This is a genomic window from Terribacillus saccharophilus, assembly GCF_046592895.1.
GTDB lineage: Bacteria > Bacillota > Bacilli > Bacillales > Amphibacillaceae > Terribacillus > Terribacillus saccharophilus_D.
In genome coordinates this window covers 32,829-49,392 of the sequence record NZ_JAWVPU010000005.1, presented here as the reverse complement: position 1 = coordinate 49,392, position 16,564 = coordinate 32,829, and the positions used below count along the sequence as shown (strand labels likewise).

Genomic DNA, 16,564 nt, shown 5'->3' with positions numbered 1-16,564 from the left:
GTCGGATGTATGGTAAAGTCATTTATACAACATCTTGTTAGTTAAGACATAATTTAATACTATATATAGTTTCGAAGGCGAGCAAGCCGGGTATTGACAGGGGGGATGAAGAAATCGCTTCATCAGCCTGATAGACAGTGTTTCGTGACACTTTTTATTTGTCGATTCTGATCTATGTCACTACTGTATCTAGTAGTGCATTCAGGATGGACAGCTTCCTGGTAGTTGCTCACTTTGTGCGTTTAGGGAAAGAAAAGTACTTACTATTACACCTGTATTTGGAGGAGGAAGTTTCAACATGTTAGATACGACACAAACAGTCAATTGGAAAGAGCATGTAGCATCCGTGCTCGAATCACGCTTTGCAAAAGCGGATGCCAAGCATTTGGTGCAATATGGCGAGCGATTGATGGAGCAAAAAGCTTGGTCATCCGATAAAGAATGGCTCAATCAGTTGATTTTAGAAGGTTTGGCACAGCTGGATGAGGAAGAGACGCAGTGGACATACATTGCAGCCAGCCTGTATTTGGAGCAGCTTTATTTCCAGGCTTCACAAAATAGAGGATATGATTTTGAGGACAAGTACGGTTCATTCTACAGCTTGATTAAGCAATTGACTGAGATTGGTATCTATAACAAATTCCTTCTTGAGACATACAGTGAAGAAGAAATCAATCATTTCCATAACATGATTGACTATAAAAAAGACGGTTTGTTCACATATATCGGCTTGCGTACGCTTGCTGACCGTTATCTTGCGACTGATCATAAAGGCGGAACGTACGAGCTTCCGCAGGAGAGATTCATGATCATTGCCATGACAATCATGAGCAAAGAACCTAAAGAAACCCGCAAAGAGCTTGTAACAGAAGCCTACTGGGCATTGAGCAATCTTTACATGACAGTTGCGACACCGACATTGTCCAACTCCGGAAAAAGCTACGGTCAGCTTTCCAGCTGCTTCATCGATACAGTCGATGACAGCCTGCAAGGAATCTTCGACAGCAACACAGATATCGCCAACCTTTCCAAAAACGGCGGCGGTATCGGCGTTTATCTAGGCAAGATCCGCAGCCGAGGCAGTGCGATCAAAGGATTCGAAGGTGCTTCTTCAGGTGTGCTTCCTTGGATGAAACAGCTAAATAACACTGCGGTAAGTGTGGATCAGCTTGGTCAGCGTAAAGGTGCAATTGCCACATATCTTGATATTTGGCACAAAGACATCTTCCCATTCCTTGATGCGAAGCTGAATAATGGGGATGAGCGCCAGCGTACTCATGATTTGTTCACAGGTGTCTGCCTGCCTGATATCTTCATGGAACAAGTGCAGTCCCGCGGCAACTGGTATCTATTCGATCCGCATGAAGTACGTCGTGTGATGGGCTATTCCTTGGAAGATTTCTACGATGAAACAAGAGGGGACGGCTCTTTCCGCGAGAAGTACTGGGAATGTGTAGAGAATCCTGACTTGCACAAGGAAGAGATTCCGGCTATCAATGTAATGAAGCGGATTCTGCGCAGCCAGTTGGAAACAGGCGGCCCGTTCATGTTCTATCGTGATGAAGTGAACCGTCAGAATGCCAACAAGCATGCTGGTATGATTTACTCCAGTAACCTTTGTACAGAAATCATGCAAAACCAAAGTCCGACACTTATGACGGAACAAGTCACACAAGACGGTAAGATCATCATCACAAAAGAACCAGGTGACTTTGTCGTATGTAACCTATCTTCCATCTCTTTGGCGAAGGCAGTTACAGAGGACGTTTTGGAGCGCCTGATTCCAATCCAGGTTCGTATGCTGGATAACGTAATCGATTTGAATACAATTCCTGTTCTGCAAGCGCAGATCACCAACCAGAAGTATCGTGCCATTGGACTTGGAACATTTGGATGGCACCACTTGCTTGCTTTGAAACACATCGATTGGGAAAGCGATGAAGCTGTTGCGTATGCAGATGAGCTTTATGAAAAGATCGCTTACCTGACAATTCAATCCAGTATGGAAATTGCCAAGGAAAAAGGAGCTTACCCTGTTTTTGAAGGTTCTGATTGGGCGAATGGCAACTACTTCGATAACAAAGGTTATACATCTGGAGAATCTGAGTTCGATTGGAAAGGTCTGCAAGAGCAGGTGAAAGAAAATGGTATGCGTAACGCGTACTTGATGGCGGTAGCGCCGAACTCTTCCACTGCGTTGATTGCTGGAAGCACGGCTACAACAGATCCTATTTTCAGCAAGTTCTATTCTGAAGAAAAAAAAGACTACAAAATTCCGGTCACTGCACCAGATTTGAATGAAGAAACAGATCGTTTCTATAAATCCGCATATGAGATCGATCAGCAGTGGAGCGTAAAGCAAAACGCAGCGCGCCAAAAGCATATCGACCAAGCGATTTCATTCAACATGTATGTACCGAATTCCATCAAAGCGAAAGAATTGCTTGATTTGCATCTTGCTGTTTGGGATTCTGGTATCAAAACATCTTACTATTTGCGTTCTACATCTAACTAATACAAAAGGGATCCTGTCAGAGGGTCCCTTTTTCTATGCGTTTGACTTGTTCGTTCCCGAAAACGGCTGTTGGCTGCTCATCCTCTAGATATAAACAAGCATCTCCGTCTATGCCATATCCGAGTGGGATATTGTGTTGATGCAAGCCGGAAAGGAGATTCGGTTCGTCCTGCCATTGGGAGAAATGCACACTGATGAGCTGGTTTTGGAGGATGCCGAGTCCTTTTCCGTTCCAAGCTTGCTGATTATCCGTGTCATGAGGGGATAGCAAGACAGTTTGGGGCATAAGCAAGGCTCCAGCACTATTGCCTGCGAGTGGTATACCGGCAGCGTATTTCGAAAGCAAAAGCTTTTTGATCGGTTCTTTTGTATATACGTCATAGTATGTTGCCGAGTGACCGCCGCCGATGAAAATTCCGGTGGCACCCGAGAGGATTTCCGTCATTTCTGCTGTATTCAATTCGTCTTTTTCATTTGGTACGACGACAGAGATATTGTTCTCCTGCACTCCTTCCGATATCCAATGCTTCGTATAATGCGGCAAAAATGCTTCCCAGCCTTTTCGGTAAACAATCAACAGCGCAATGCGAGCGTCCTGTCCGCCGGCTGCTTTGGCAAAATGGATATTTGCTTCTTCTTGTGAAGTGTTTCCTCCGAGCAGATACAGTTTTCTAGTTATCATAAGCAATCGCCTCCATTTTCCTGATTATACAATACGTGCTGTCTTAATAGAGATACGTTTTCTGTCATATACTACGGACAGCAGGAAATGAACAGGAGGAAAGTGCATGGTCAGACAAGAGACATTGAATGCCTGTAAGGAAATGCTTGAGAATCGTCTGCAGGAATTGAAACAGACGCTGAAGGATCACTTTGGTGTCGAGATGTCCTACACGAAAGACGCGATGGGGGAATTGAGCAACTATGATAACCATCCTGGAGATACAGCAACAGAACTATTTGAACGGGAAAAGGATATCGCACTGAATGATCATCTCGAACAGGAGCTGGAGGATGTCAAAGCTGCTCTGGCCCGCATAGAAGATGGATCTTTTGGAATCTGTAAGAAGTCAGGAAAACCGATACCGGAAGAGCGGCTGCTGGCAATGCCGACGGCCCAAACGCTTGTCGAATTCAAGCCGCAGCACATGACATTGCACGACAGACCGGCGGAAGAAGCAGTCATTCATCCGAGGCTCGAGGATCTTGAAGGGATGGACGATGAAGAAGATAATAACCATAATTTTTATGATGGAGAAGACACTTTGCAAGATCTGCAAGCGTACGGGTCATCCGAAACACCTTCCGATTTCGTCAATACGGAGAAGGATTACGATTATATGGCTGTCAATTCCGATGAAGAAACGGGTGGAGCGGAGGATATCGAGAACTTCCTACTTGCCGATATAAACGGGAAATTCGATGGTGTAAACGAAGATCACGAAAAGTATGAAGATTATCTGGAGGATGCAGATGTCAAATCGATCCTCTATGACGAATGAAAGAACCGGGCAGTGCCCGGTTCTTTTTGTTGTATGGAGAAACTTGCATAGATGCTTATCCGGCGGAATACGTTTGTACTACACGTTATCTATCATAAAAAAGGGGTTGAAGCATGTTGACAGAAGCATGGACTTCAAGATTTTTCAAGCGCGAGGATCAAGCAGTGCAGGATTTTGTGCTGAAATTACCGGATGCTTGGTGGAGCCGCAGTTATGAATATGAGTGGGCAGCATCTTTTGTGAAAGCAGATGATGTGGTATTGGATGCGGCTTCGGGCATCAGCCATCCGTTCAAGTTTCACTTGGCAGCCTCAGCTAAAACAGTCTATGCATGTGATATAGATGGCAGGATTACAAATGACAAGGCAATCATGGAGGATGTGGTAAGGGAATTCAGCCAGAGTGAAGCAGCTCGCCTGCCCGAAGATATCCTCCAGACGATTCATCGTGCCGAAGCGAATTTGACTTCCCTGCCGTATGAAGATGCTTTCTTTGATAAGATTTTCTGCATTTCGGTGATGGAGCATCTCGATGTGAGTGTACAAAAACGCGCCTGGGAACAATTCAGCCGTACTTTGAAGCCGGACGGATATGTGATCATGACCTTCGATTACCCTACTGTCGATATTGGCATACTGGAAACATTGGCAGAGCTGGCTGACTTTGAATATGCAGGTCCGGTCGAATCGGAAATACCTGCCGATGCACTTTTCGATGACCGATGGGGGCGTCTGTATTGCTACCGGGCTATTTTTCGGAAGAAGAAACCTCCGTCCATCTGATTAAGTTTGGATTGTGATCAAGAATGCTTTCATATTGCTCTTTCTGCCCATAAAGCGCTTGCGGGTCCTGCTTTTGATAGCGTTCATATTTGCGGATTCGGTCCGCCTGCCTAGCCCAGCCGAAATGCTTGATGCAAATAGAGCTGATGCTATTAGGGAGCTGAAAGATGTTTTCCGGGAAGCGGCCGCAATGCACAGGTGTGTTCAGCCATTCGTAAGGAAAGGCAGGCTGATAGCGCAGCAGGAAAGGGCGATAAAATAAATGTGCCTGCCAGTGGGGATCTTCCCGATAATGCGCTTCATCCCAAAAATCATACAAACGGAAAGAATAAAGATCATGACCGGCTTGATTCAGCAGCCGGTCTTTTTCTGTTAAAAAGGTGGCATCCAAAACTTCATCCGCATCAAGATTAAGGATCCAATCTGGATTGGTTGCTATCGTTTCGTGCCACTGCTGCTGTCGCAATTCTGTTTCATTGCTGAAGGAGGCATCGGGATTTTCAATCAGCTTCAAAGGAACATCGTATTGTGCACAAAGCTGTCTGCAGATGTCTGCTGTATTATCTGAACTATGATCATCAATGATGACAGCTTGATCGACAGCTGGGAGAGAGGAATGCAAGGAACGCTCCAGATAACGCCCGGATTCATTTTTGACTATCATGGATAATGTCAGCGTATTGCTGCTTTCTTTTGCCACACGCTCATAGCCTGGCCAGTTATTGGTCCATTTAAAAGCAGGAAGCTTCGCTAAATCGCTTTTCCGGTAAATGTGGAAAGCAGGATAATGGGTATCGACGAAAAGCGGGATATCAAGAGCGGCTGCACGGATGGAGAAGTGGCGGTCTTCGCCCCAAAAGGATAGATTGGGTATTTCGCCGAAGTGAACGCCTTTTTCCAATGCTTCTCTGCTGATCAGCGTACAAGCACCAAGGCCGCCTACTGCGTATACACCTGGTATACGCATCTGACTTAAAAACTGATGATGCCGACTGCTGCGTTCAGCTTCGGATATCGTTTCGCCGCGATGCTGGATGAATTGATCGTATTCATCCTTCAACCAGACTTGCGGAAGCGCCTGTGTCCCGGGCTGCCATTCAGTCCAGAAGATACAGGATATAATGTCTTTTTCGCTTGCAATCAGTTGCTCCATGGTGGCGGGATGAAGCACGATATCAGAATCGATGAAGAAGATATAATCCATTTTTTGCTCGATACAAAGAGAAATGAGTTTATTTTTCAGGGTGGCTACTTTCCAGATAAGCGCTTCTGTCCAATAATGGGTATGCTCATCTTTGAAATAGGTACCAGCTGCTTCGGATGGCAAGATGATAGCGCCCGTTCCATCAGCGAATGCAGCGAGTAAGGCACTGGACTTTGGATCGTCATTATCGTCAATAAAACAATAAGTGATAGACGCATTTTTTGATTGCAGATTTTGGATGGAATCCAAGTAAGAAGTCAATATCTCAGGGTCTTGTTTGACTGTTGTGCCGATCAAAACGTTATCCATGTATCATGCTCCTTTATGCAGTCTGTTTATAATATATAATTCGAATGCTGATCTGGTGCCTGTCAGATACGGGGGAAATAGTTCTAGATAAGTAGTCGGTGGGGCGGATACGTCATAATGCTTACGAAGGTATATCTTAAAATCAAAAAAATGCGATCAACCGAAAAATCGGTGATCGCATTTTTTATTGAAAAGCCGTTAAAATGACATTTGGGGATATCATGTTTGATCGTTGCATGAGCGGCCTTCATCTATCTGATCAATAAGAAAGACTTATTGTTATTGTTGCTGCTGGGCAGGTTGATCGTTTGCTGTTGTTTGTTCTTTTGTTAGCGTAAGCTTGGTAGTTTGTTTCTTGCCTTCCCGGTAGTACGTGACAGTTACGTCATCACCGATTTTCTTATCGGAATAAAGGTAAGAGCGTAAATCGACCATGCTGGTGATGTCCTGATCATCGATTTTTGTCACAACATCATATTGCTGCAATCCGGCTTCTGCTGCAGGAGATTTGTCAACAACTTGTGCAAGCACGACGCCCTGTGTCACATCTTCCGGCAAATTCAATGTTTGCTGTACATTCACTTGCGGAACTTGATCCAGGCTGACTGCTCCAATACCGATATAAGGACGTTCCACTTTACCGGAAGTTTCAAGTTGATTGATGAGTGGTTTAGCTGCATCGATTGGAATTGCAAATCCGATACCTTCCACTTCTTCCTGGGCAATCTTCATCGAATTGATTCCGATCACTTCTCCGTTGGCATTGATGAGCGCGCCACCGCTGTTACCGGGGTTGATCGCTGCATCTGTCTGCAGAACTTCTGTCACCCAGTCTTCTGTCCCATCTTGATTGGAATCAACTGCGACAGAACGATCCAATCCGCTGATGATGCCTTGCGTTACGGAACCTGCGAACTCAGCGCCTAATGGATTCCCGATCGCGATCGCTTGCTGGCCGACTGTAAGGTCATCTGAAGTACCGAATGTAGCGACAGTGTCTACGTTCGCACCATCAATCTCGAGTACAGCCAAGTCGCTTATCTCATCTGTGCCAAGCAAAGTGGCTTTTTCTTTTTGTCCATTGGCCATTGTGACTTCCAAACTGGATGCGCCATCTACAACGTGATTATTGGTCACGATATAAGCTTTGCCGTTTTCTTTTTTATAGATGACACCTGAACCGGAACCAGCTTCTTCCGATTCGGAGAATAAATCTCTTTGCTGCAAGTTTTCCACACCTACCACTGCTGCCGATGCATCTTGGATGGCGTTGGTCAGATTTGCTGTACTGGTTTGTGTAGCCAAAGCTTTATTGCTTGATTCTGTCGATGACGTATTCTTCGTTCCCATCGTCGAAGGGCTTGCTGCATTGGTACTGAAGGATATGACATTTGTGAACACTAGGATGGCCACAATTGCCAGCACCAGGATTCCGCCTGCTATTCCGCTGATGAAGCTTGTCCATACTTTGCCCTTTTGTTTCGGCTGCTGCGGTTGTCTGGTTGGTTCATCAACTTGGATTGCTTGTCTGTATTGCGGTGTTTCATCTATTTGGTCAGATGCTCTATCACGATCCTCCGTAAAAGATTGCTCCTGCTCGTATGATGAATCATGATTCCGTTCTTCTGGATTCTCGTTGAACTGCTTATCGTTCTCTCTATTCATGTAAGACACCTCTTTCGTGTTGTTGTGTGCGTTGTTCTATATTACACATTCTACCGCTTGGTTTTGGCATATTTTCGGAGCAATTATGTAAAATATGTGGAATGGTCAATTAAAAGGAAAGTCTTTTCTTTTTACGATTTTGTGGGAAAATAACGTAGAGAGGAAAGGAGTACGACCATATGACACACCATATAATCGTCGTCGAAGACGATCAAAATATACGAAATATAGTAGAAGCTTACCTAAAGAAGGAAGGTTATCAGATAAGCGTGGCGGAAACGGCTGAGCTTGCGCTTGAGATTGCGGATAAAGAAACACCGGATATGTGGATCATGGATATCATGCTGCCGGGGATGGATGGTTATGCGCTATGCAATAAAATCCGACAGACAAGCGAGGTGCCAATCATCATCATCTCGGCTAAAGATGAAGAAATAGACAGAATCCTTGGCTTGGAGCTTGGCGGGGATGATTACTTGACTAAACCTTTCAGTCCGCGTGAACTGGTTGCGCGTGTGAAACGTCTGTTCAAAAGATGGAACCCGCAAAGCAGTCAGAGTACGCAGCAAGTGAAACAAATGGATTTGCAAGCAGGTGATCTGCAGCTGCAATTAGGTGAACGCCGTGTCTACTGGCATGAAGCAGAAGTAGAGGTGACAGCGAAGGAATTCGAAATGATTGTGATCCTTGTTCAAAATCCGAATCGGGCATTTTCCCGGGATGAATTGCTGACACAAGTCTGGGGTGAGGATTATTTCGGCAGCGATCGCGCAGTGGATGACTTGGTCAAACGGCTCCGCAAAAAAATGGATGGCATCCCGATCGAGACAGTGTGGGGCTTTGGTTACCGCTTCAGGATGAACGAAGAATGAGACTGAAGACACAGATAAATATTGCGTTTACAACTTTGCTGATCATTGTGATGGGATTCACAGCCATCACATTGTATTCCCAATTAAAAGGGTTGCTGGTCACGAATGAAACAAGGCAGCTGGAGGAAAGCGGTCAGATTTTGATCACATCGATCAACGGAGCCAACGGGGAGATACTCGTCAGTACACTTGATACGATGCTGGATAATTTGGATTTGAAAATGTTTCTATATAATGAAGAAGACGATGAAGTGACTTATACCAATCTTGTTCGCTCGGATGCCGAGAGGCTTGCCGAAAGACATGATACGGCTCCCACTCAAAAAAACACCATTTGGCAGGATAGTCGAAACAGCTATGTAGTGAAATCCATCAAAACGGACAATGATCAAAACATGGTCATCCTCAGGCCGATCCGGGAGTTGGAAGAAGTGCAGGAGAGTTTCTTTCAACGCATTTTCCTGGTCTTTTTGATAGGTGTCATGATTGCGATATTGATAAGTACGTATTTGACACAGCGTTTGGTGAGGCCGTTGACAGAACTGAAGTACCAGCTGAAAAAGATACAGCGGCGTGAATTTGACAATATCAAGTCGGTGAAGGCGAGCGGGGAAATAAAAGAAGTAGAGCAAAGTGCAATCGAGATGGCCAGGGAGCTGAACCGTTATATCACCTCACAGCGGCAATTTTTCCAAAATGCCAGCCATGAGCTGAAGACACCGCTCATGACCATCCAAGGTTATGCGGAAGGAATAAAGGATGGCGTCTTTACAGGGAAGGATCAGGAACATGGCCTGGAAGTCGTGGTATCCGAGATCAATCGGCTGAAACAGCTCATAAACGAGATGATACTGCTTGCCAAGCTTGACAGTGAAGAGGGCATTTACAAAGAAGGGCAGATAGAAATCAAGGAATTGGTGGACTTGACCATCGATCGTGCGTTGCCGCTTGCGAGCGACAAGGACATCAAGCTTACTTATAACAAACCTGCGGAAATTGTAATTAATGGGGATAAAGAGAAACTGCTTCGGGCAATGATGAATATAACGTCCAATGCCATCCGTCATGCAAAAAGCCGCGTGCACATCTCGGTGCAGCCAAGCAGCATCAGGCAAGTTGAAATCACCATTTCCGATGACGGGCCAGGGATTGCGGAAGAGTTGATGCCGAATATGTTCCAGCGCTTTGTCAAAGGGGAAGGCGGCGAAACCGGACTCGGTCTTGCCATATCCCGTGCCATCATAGAGCGACATAACGGTATCATCCGAGCTGGGAAGTCCGACCTGGGCGGCGCAAGCTTTACAATAATATTATAATGTTAATGTTTCCCTATCCTATTGTGCCGCGCATGAACTGTGGTATAATTAACAGGTTGTAGTCGGATAGGATTACATGAAGAAGAGGAGACATGTATACATGCAATTAAGAGAAGATATTCGCAATATCGCGATTATTGCCCACGTTGACCACGGTAAAACGACTTTGGTTGACCAGTTGCTGAAATATTCCGGTACTTTCCGTGATAATGAGCACGTGGATGAGCGCGCAATGGATTCCAATGACTTGGAAAAAGAACGCGGCATCACAATTCTAGCGAAAAACACTGCGATTAATTATAACGATACACGTATTAACATATTGGATACACCAGGACACGCCGATTTCGGTGGTGAGGTGGAGCGCGTACTGAAAATGGTAGACGGCGTTTTGCTTGTCGTGGATGCTTATGAAGGCGCGATGCCTCAGACTCGTTTCGTATTGAAAAAAGCTTTGGAACAAAAACTCACTCCGGTTGTTGTCGTTAACAAAATCGACAAACCGAGTGCACGTCCTGAGCACGTCATCGATGAAGTGCTTGATCTATTCATCGAGCTTGGTGCAGATGACGATCAGCTTGAATTCCCTGTCGTTTATGCATCGGCATTGAACGGTACTTCCGGTGAAGAGCCGGACGGACAAGTGGAATCCATGGATGCCATCTTCAAAACGATCATGGATAACATCCCGGCTCCAATTGATAACTCTGATGAAGGCTTGCAATTCCAGGTTACTATCTTGGATTACAACGACTTCCTTGGCCGTATCGGTGTTGGCCGTATCTTCCGTGGTTCCGTTAAAGTCGGCGATCAGGTTGCCCTGATGAAGAAAGACGGTTCCGTAAAGAACTTCCGTATCACGAAACTATTCGGTTTCATCGGTTTGAAACGAATTGAAATCACCGAAGCAAAAGCTGGGGACATCGTTGCCGTTGCTGGTCTTGAAGACATCAACGTCGGGGAAACTGTCTGCTCCGTGGACAAGCAGGAAGCATTGCCTGTTCCTCGTATCGATGAACCAACGTTGCAGATGACATTCCTAGTGAACAACAGTCCGTTTGCGGGTAAAGAAGGTAAATACATCACTTCCCGTAAAATCGAAGAGCGTTTGCTTAACCAGCTTGAGACAGATGTAAGTCTTCGTGTAGACCCGACTGATTCTCCTGATGCTTGGACTGTATCCGGACGTGGAGAGCTTCACCTTTCCATCCTGATCGAGAATATGCGCCGTGAAGGCTATGAGCTTCAATTGTCCAAACCACAGGTAATCCTGAAGGAAATCGACGGCAAAATGTGTGAACCGGTGGAACGCGTACAGGCAGATGTACCGGAAGAATACACAGGAGCAGTCATGGAATCCCTAGGTTCCCGTAAAGGGGAAATGGTAGACATGATCAACCAAGGTAACGGCCAAGTACGTCTTGAGTTCCGTGTACCTTCCCGTGGATTGATTGGTTACTCTACGGAGTTCATGTCCCAAACACGCGGATTCGGTATCCTGAACCATACATTTGATGGGTATGAGCCTGTCATTGCTGGTCAGGTTGGCGGAAGAGCGAAAGGTGTACTTGTTGCCCTTGAACAAGGTAAAGCATCCACTTACGGTATCATGAAGCTTGAAGATCGCGGTATCATCTTCGTAGCTCCTGGTACAGATGTGTATTCTGGTATGATCGTTGGGGAACATAGCCGTGATAACGACCTTACAGTTAACATCACTGTGGAAAAACACCTGACTAACGTACGTTCAGCAAACAAAGACCAAACATCTACAATCCGTAAAACGCGCGACTTGTCTCTTGAAGAGGCGATCGAGTACTTGAACGATGATGAGTATTGCGAAGTAACACCGGAATCCATCCGTCTTCGTAAGAAAATCCTTAACAAGAACGAACGTGAAAAAGCAACGAAAAAGAAAAAAGCATAATCTAAAGCCCAGCATCCCTGATGCTGGGCTTTTTGCTTAAATGTTGTATATGGAGCTTATATCCCTTAAAATGGGAATAGCTCTATTTGGAGCAGAAAGGAAGGATGATATGACCAGACTATGGAGCAGGCTCCGTTTTCTGTTCAATTTCCGCAAGTCGATTCCATTTCTGAAAGCTTTCTTCACAGCTAAAGAGGTGGCAGCAGCCAAGAAGGTAACAGCCATTGCATTGATTGTCCTGTACTTTGTCTTCCCATTTGATTTGATTCCGGATTTCCTTATCGGATTAGGTATCGTCGATGACGTGGCAGTAGCAGCATTCATTCTGCAGCTTATCGTCAAGATGGCCCCGACGCATATCAAAGAAAAATATGACGTTGACCGAAACGATAATAAGGTGATTGATATATAAAAAGCGTCCTGTTGGGCGCTTTTTTTAATATGATTCTTAAAAGGTAGTCCCTGTGTTCAATCCGATATTTTCCTACGCTTTCTGTGAATCCTTATAACCAAATATCCAAGTTAGCGAGAATGCCACTACCATGGCAGCCAAGTTGACAAGGATATAAAAAGGGAGTTGGCTATTTAAATAGAGCAGGGTTCCTGGTATCACAGTGACACTCATTCCTGTTCCGGCTAAGTCAAGCAAAGAAGCAAGGAAACCTCCTACCCCTCCGCCAATCAATCCCATTATAAAAGGCTTTATGTGCCTTAAATTGACACCGAAAATAGCTGGTTCCGATATACCGAGAAATGCAGAAAAAGAAGAAGGGAGTGCTAGCGCTTTCAATTTTGCGTCTTTTGTTTTTAAGCCGACTGCCAGACAGGCAGCACCTTGTGCAGCCATACCACATGTAATGATTGCATTGAAAGGGTTCACACCGCGATTTTCCAACAGCTGTATCTCAAGGAAGTTAAAGATATGATGCACACCGGTCACAACGACGAGCTGATTGAGAGAACCGATCAACAATCCAGCAATGCCAAATGGCAAATCCAATACCGCTAATGTGCCAGTCAGGACAAAATCTTCCAAGGAATGAAAAATTGGACCAATGGCAAACAATCCGAGAGTGATCATGATTGTCAATGTAAGGAAGGGGGTGAGGATCAGATCCAGCGCTTCCGTTATGCGGCGACGCAATGCTCTCTCCAATTTCGCACCGATCAGTCCGATGAAGAAAGCAGGCAGTACAGAACCTTGATAACCTACAACAGGTATGAAACCGAATAAGGTAATGGCTTCAGTGGATCCGTTTGCTACCTCATATGCGTTGGGCAAAGCAGGATTGACAAGCATGAGACCAAGTACAATACCTAAAACAGGGCTTCCGCCGAATACTTTGAAAGATGACCAAGCGACTAGTGCGGGCAGAAAGGCAAACGCTGTATCGGTCAGCACTTCTGTGAATAAAAGGAAGTTGGCAGGGATATCTGCTGGTGCCAAGCCGAACAAATTGAGTATTTGTTCTTGGGTCAGCAGGCCGCGAAGTCCCATGAATAAGCCGGTAGCGACAAGAACAGGAATGATTGGTACAAAGACATCTCCAAAGGTCCGAATCGCTCGCTGAAATGCGGAACCTTCTTTTTTAGCAGCTTGTTTGACTTCCTGTACAGATGAACCGCCGATACCGATTGTCTGGAGCTCATCAAAGATTTTATTGACGGTTCCGGTTCCAAAAATGATTTGATATTGTCCAGAGTTAAAAAATGCACCTTTGACCTTATCGATATTTTCGACTTTATCTTTATCTATCTTCTCTTTATCATGTACAACAATCCGGAGGCGAGTTGCACAATGTGCCAAGGAAGAGATATTTTCTTTTCCTCCGATAGCATCGATGACTTCTTCGGCAATTTTCCTGTTTTCCATCACTACATATCACCCTTTCAGGATTAATTAGGTATAAAGCCAGTGCACTGCGTCGAATGTTGCCTTTCCTCCCTCAGTAAAGAAGGCGACGCCATTACTATCCTTTGCCGGAAATATCCTTGCTGTCATGACAGCTTCCCCGTCATTGATGAAAACTTCAACTGACGATTGATCGACAAACAAATGAAGATCTATCATTTTGGCATCCAATGCGTAACGTCTGATGCTCCCAGTGTCATTTTCCATTGTCTGACCTGACCGGGTTCGGTCTAGAATAAGATACTTGGACAACGTGTCATAATAAAGCAGAGTCTCTTCCGTGTCCCCGGTTCGAAAAGTAATCCCGGCTTTGGCTGCACCTTCCATATGGATTGCACAATGCAATTCATAAGATGACCCATACATTTCATCAATCAGGATCTCGGAATCCTGTACTGTATGAACTGCAGTGTATGATTCTTTTCGCAGCAGTTCCATTTCTTTGACAGGGCGCTGCATTAGTTTTCCATTCTCTATCGTAAGTTCTCTCGGAAGCGTAAGGCAATGAGCCCAGCCATGCGTGTCTGTTGGGTATGACGTGTCAGGAAGTCCCATCCATCCAATCAGGATGCGCCTTCCGTCAGGAGTGAGGGTGGTTTGCGCAGCATAAAAATCAAACCCTCTATCCAGTTCCGTGAAGCTGCCATGATGAAAGTGCGGTTTCTCAGGATTGATCTGTTCGCCTAGTAAGAAGCCAGCTTGGTGAATATTCTCGAATCGATCCTTTTCTGCAGGTAATCCTTGCGGGCAGAAGAGAAGGACACCTTTTTCGCCCAGCTCGAAGTAATCAGGGCATTCCCACATATACCCAAAATCAGTGAGAGAGGTTTCCAGCTCCCCGGTGAGTGACCAATTTTGCAGATCATCCGATCGATAAACCAGCACGCATCCTGTTTGATTCAGGCGTTGTGCACCTAAGACAGCATAATAGCTGTCAGCTGCTTTCCACACTTTCGGATCGCGGAAGTGGTCGGTGTATCCTAGAGGTGGAGACTCGATGATTGGTGTATTTTGCTTTGAAATATGTCCTTGTTGATCCAACACGGCAAGGCATTGATAGGGATGCCTCGACCAGTCCTCATCCCGCGTATTTCCAGTATAAAAGAGGTAGAGCACTCCATCCTCAGCCAAGGCGCTGCCTGAGTATGCACCGTGTGAGTCATATGGATCGCCTGGCTCTATACCAACCCCCGCATCTTCCCAGTGAACCAAATCGGTCGATGTGACATGATACCAATACTTCATTCCATGAACAGGACCAAATGGGTGCCACTGGTAAAAGAGGTGATACTGGCCATTATAATGAGCGAATCCGTTAGGGTCGTTCAATAACCCGGTATTAGGCTGAATATGATAGTGCTGTCTCCAGGGGGAGGCATTGACCTGTCTGGCCAGTTGAGTTAATTCATCAGGTGAGGCATCCGATAATAAACGGTATTTGTTTGAATTCGTCACCTTATCACTACTTTCCATACATTATTTCGGAACCGGTTCCAAAGCAAGTCAAAAAAAACCAAAGATTCAACTCCATTCTTGATGGAACCGGTTTCTTTGGTAATAGCATAAACGGTGCCTTATATTTTGTCAACGCTTTCACGCTTTTTTAATTGAACAGGATATATGGTAAGATTCTCGCAAGTTTCATCCTCGACAAGCTGTACTATCTTTTCACCTGCTTTTTTCCCTGCATCCAGATAATCGTATGTAACGGTTGTCAATGCGGGGGAGACGATTTCTGCTGTGTCATACCCTCCGAATCCAGCAATTGAAATATCGTCAGGAATACGCAAGTTTAATTGATGCGCTGCTTTGATTATACCTAGGGCAATATTATCGGTTGCTCCGACAATCACGGTAGCTTCCGTTCTGGAAAGGAGTCTTTGTGCCAGTTCCATTGCATCATGCATCCGGAAACTTGTTTCCAGATAATCTGCGTGGCATCCATTGTGTTGCAAGGCCTCGCGGAAACCGCGTTTCCTTTCGATTCCGACAGCGATATCCCGTTCGGTAACGCCCAGATAAATTATATTACGATGCCCTTGCTTTACAACAAAGTCACCCATTATCCTTCCAGCCTCATAATCATCATGTATCAAACTCGGAAGTAAGTGGTGCTGCTGGCCAACTAGTAGAGTTGGTATTTTTGCTTCTTTTATAGCCTGCAAATGTTCCCCTGTGATTTGTGTAGACATGAGAATGATACCAGCAACTTTCTGCCTGGTGAAGTTATGAATAGCTTCGATCTCCCGACTGACCTCCTGATTAGCACTGGCAATCAGTAATTGATAACCTTGCTTGCGTAAAGAATCATCAATTCCCATCATCGTATGAGATGCTGCAAAGGAATCCAGACGAGGCACGATGATACCGATCATGGCAGTTTTTTTCGCTTTCAGACTTTGGGCAAATGTATTTGGCACATAATTTTGTTCGTTTATGATACGCTCCAGTTTTTTCTTTGTGGCTGTACTGACAGAACCGCCATTCAAATAGCGAGATACCGTACTTTTTGAAACTCCAGCCAGATCTGCAATATCCGCTATAGTTTTCATTTTTCCTA

The 16,564-nt window shown here is 45.2% G+C and carries 13 protein-coding genes; 7 read left to right on the top strand and 6 right to left on the bottom strand.

Going from position 1 to position 16,564, the window contains the following annotated elements; all coding sequences use genetic code 11:
• Positions 1 to 298 precede the first annotated feature (298 nt).
• A complete protein-coding gene (locus SFC66_RS14745) occupies positions 299 to 2,515 on the top strand; it encodes a ribonucleoside-diphosphate reductase subunit alpha (protein WP_411219493.1) in 2,217 nt (738 codons plus the stop codon).
• Positions 2,516 to 2,531: 16 nt separating this feature from the next.
• Here the strand turns inward: SFC66_RS14745 and SFC66_RS14740 are convergent, their stop codons facing one another.
• On the bottom strand, positions 2,532 to 3,197 hold the full coding sequence (locus tag SFC66_RS14740) for a Type 1 glutamine amidotransferase-like domain-containing protein (RefSeq protein ID WP_411219492.1): 666 nt from the start codon (positions 3,195 to 3,197) through the stop codon (positions 2,532 to 2,534).
• Between the two features lie 106 nt (positions 3,198 to 3,303).
• On the opposite strand from SFC66_RS14740, the gene SFC66_RS14735 reads away from it, so the two are divergent.
• Positions 3,304 to 4,017, top strand: coding sequence for a TraR/DksA C4-type zinc finger protein (locus tag SFC66_RS14735; RefSeq protein ID WP_411219491.1), 714 nt, complete (start codon positions 3,304 to 3,306; stop codon positions 4,015 to 4,017).
• Positions 4,018 to 4,130: 113 nt separating this feature from the next.
• Positions 4,131 to 4,799 (top strand): class I SAM-dependent methyltransferase, encoded by a 669-nt coding sequence (locus SFC66_RS14730; protein WP_411219490.1) that lies wholly within the window; start codon positions 4,131 to 4,133, stop codon positions 4,797 to 4,799.
• On the opposite strand, the gene SFC66_RS14725 is transcribed toward SFC66_RS14730, so the two are convergent.
• Positions 4,765 to 6,312 (bottom strand): glycosyltransferase, encoded by a 1,548-nt coding sequence (locus SFC66_RS14725; protein ID WP_411219489.1) that lies wholly within the window; start codon positions 6,310 to 6,312, stop codon positions 4,765 to 4,767. The genes SFC66_RS14730 and SFC66_RS14725 overlap by 35 nt on opposite strands.
• Before the next feature lie 279 nt (positions 6,313 to 6,591).
• Entirely contained in the window at positions 6,592 to 7,977 is a 1,386-nt protein-coding gene (locus tag SFC66_RS14720) for a S1C family serine protease (RefSeq protein ID WP_411219488.1), read from the bottom strand.
• A gap of 179 nt (positions 7,978 to 8,156) precedes the next feature.
• Here SFC66_RS14720 and SFC66_RS14715 point away from each other — a divergent pair, with 179 nt between their 5' ends.
• The 4 genes from SFC66_RS14715 (at position 8,157) to SFC66_RS14700 (ending at position 12,504) form a co-directional block, all read left to right on the top strand.
• On the top strand, positions 8,157 to 8,849 hold the full coding sequence (locus SFC66_RS14715) for a response regulator transcription factor (protein WP_411219487.1): 693 nt from the start codon (positions 8,157 to 8,159) through the stop codon (positions 8,847 to 8,849).
• On the top strand, positions 8,846 to 10,165 hold the full coding sequence (locus SFC66_RS14710) for a sensor histidine kinase (RefSeq protein ID WP_411219486.1): 1,320 nt from the start codon (positions 8,846 to 8,848) through the stop codon (positions 10,163 to 10,165). The genes SFC66_RS14715 and SFC66_RS14710 overlap by 4 nt, the downstream gene beginning before the upstream one ends.
• A gap of 100 nt (positions 10,166 to 10,265) precedes the next feature.
• Positions 10,266 to 12,092, top strand: a complete 1,827-nt coding sequence (gene typA / locus SFC66_RS14705) for a translational GTPase TypA (RefSeq protein ID WP_411219485.1) — start codon at positions 10,266 to 10,268, stop codon at positions 12,090 to 12,092.
• A gap of 109 nt (positions 12,093 to 12,201) precedes the next feature.
• Entirely contained in the window at positions 12,202 to 12,504 is a 303-nt protein-coding gene (locus tag SFC66_RS14700) for a YkvA family protein (protein WP_411219484.1), read from the top strand.
• Positions 12,505 to 12,576: 72 nt separating this feature from the next.
• Here SFC66_RS14700 and SFC66_RS14695 read toward each other — a convergent pair whose 3' ends face one another.
• The 3 genes from SFC66_RS14695 to SFC66_RS14685 form a co-directional block, all read right to left on the bottom strand.
• Entirely contained in the window at positions 12,577 to 13,968 is a 1,392-nt protein-coding gene (locus SFC66_RS14695; protein WP_411219483.1) for a sucrose-specific PTS transporter subunit IIBC, read from the bottom strand.
• 24 nt (positions 13,969 to 13,992) lie between these two features.
• Complete coding sequence (locus SFC66_RS14690) at positions 13,993 to 15,477, bottom strand: glycoside hydrolase family 32 protein (RefSeq protein ID WP_411219482.1); 1,485 nt, start codon at positions 15,475 to 15,477, stop codon at positions 13,993 to 13,995.
• Positions 15,478 to 15,578: 101 nt separating this feature from the next.
• The gene (locus SFC66_RS14685; protein WP_411219481.1) at positions 15,579 to 16,556 is read right to left on the bottom strand and encodes a LacI family DNA-binding transcriptional regulator; all 978 of its coding nucleotides are present in this window, start codon (positions 16,554 to 16,556) and stop codon (positions 15,579 to 15,581) included.
• Positions 16,557 to 16,564: the final 8 nt, after the last annotated feature.

What these genes read in the sequence shown, in the direction of transcription:
- SFC66_RS14715 (WP_411219487.1), top strand. Translation starts at nt 8,157, where the DNA reads ATGACACACCATATAATCGTCGTCGAAGACGATCAAAATATACGAAAT.
- SFC66_RS14685 (WP_411219481.1), bottom strand. Translation starts at nt 16,556, where the DNA reads ATGAAAACTATAGCGGATATTGCAGATCTGGCTGGAGTTTCAAAAAGT.
- SFC66_RS14740 (WP_411219492.1), bottom strand. Translation starts at nt 3,197, where the DNA reads ATGATAACTAGAAAACTGTATCTGCTCGGAGGAAACACTTCACAAGAA.
- SFC66_RS14735 (WP_411219491.1), top strand. Translation starts at nt 3,304, where the DNA reads ATGGTCAGACAAGAGACATTGAATGCCTGTAAGGAAATGCTTGAGAAT.
- SFC66_RS14725 (WP_411219489.1), bottom strand. Translation starts at nt 6,312, where the DNA reads ATGGATAACGTTTTGATCGGCACAACAGTCAAACAAGACCCTGAGATA.
- SFC66_RS14710 (WP_411219486.1), top strand. Translation starts at nt 8,846, where the DNA reads ATGAGACTGAAGACACAGATAAATATTGCGTTTACAACTTTGCTGATC.
- SFC66_RS14700 (WP_411219484.1), top strand. Translation starts at nt 12,202, where the DNA reads ATGACCAGACTATGGAGCAGGCTCCGTTTTCTGTTCAATTTCCGCAAG.
- SFC66_RS14720 (WP_411219488.1), bottom strand. Translation starts at nt 7,977, where the DNA reads ATGAATAGAGAGAACGATAAGCAGTTCAACGAGAATCCAGAAGAACGG.
- typA (WP_411219485.1), top strand. Translation starts at nt 10,266, where the DNA reads ATGCAATTAAGAGAAGATATTCGCAATATCGCGATTATTGCCCACGTT.
- SFC66_RS14745 (WP_411219493.1), top strand. Translation starts at nt 299, where the DNA reads ATGTTAGATACGACACAAACAGTCAATTGGAAAGAGCATGTAGCATCC.
- SFC66_RS14730 (WP_411219490.1), top strand. Translation starts at nt 4,131, where the DNA reads ATGTTGACAGAAGCATGGACTTCAAGATTTTTCAAGCGCGAGGATCAA.
- SFC66_RS14690 (WP_411219482.1), bottom strand. Translation starts at nt 15,477, where the DNA reads ATGGAAAGTAGTGATAAGGTGACGAATTCAAACAAATACCGTTTATTA.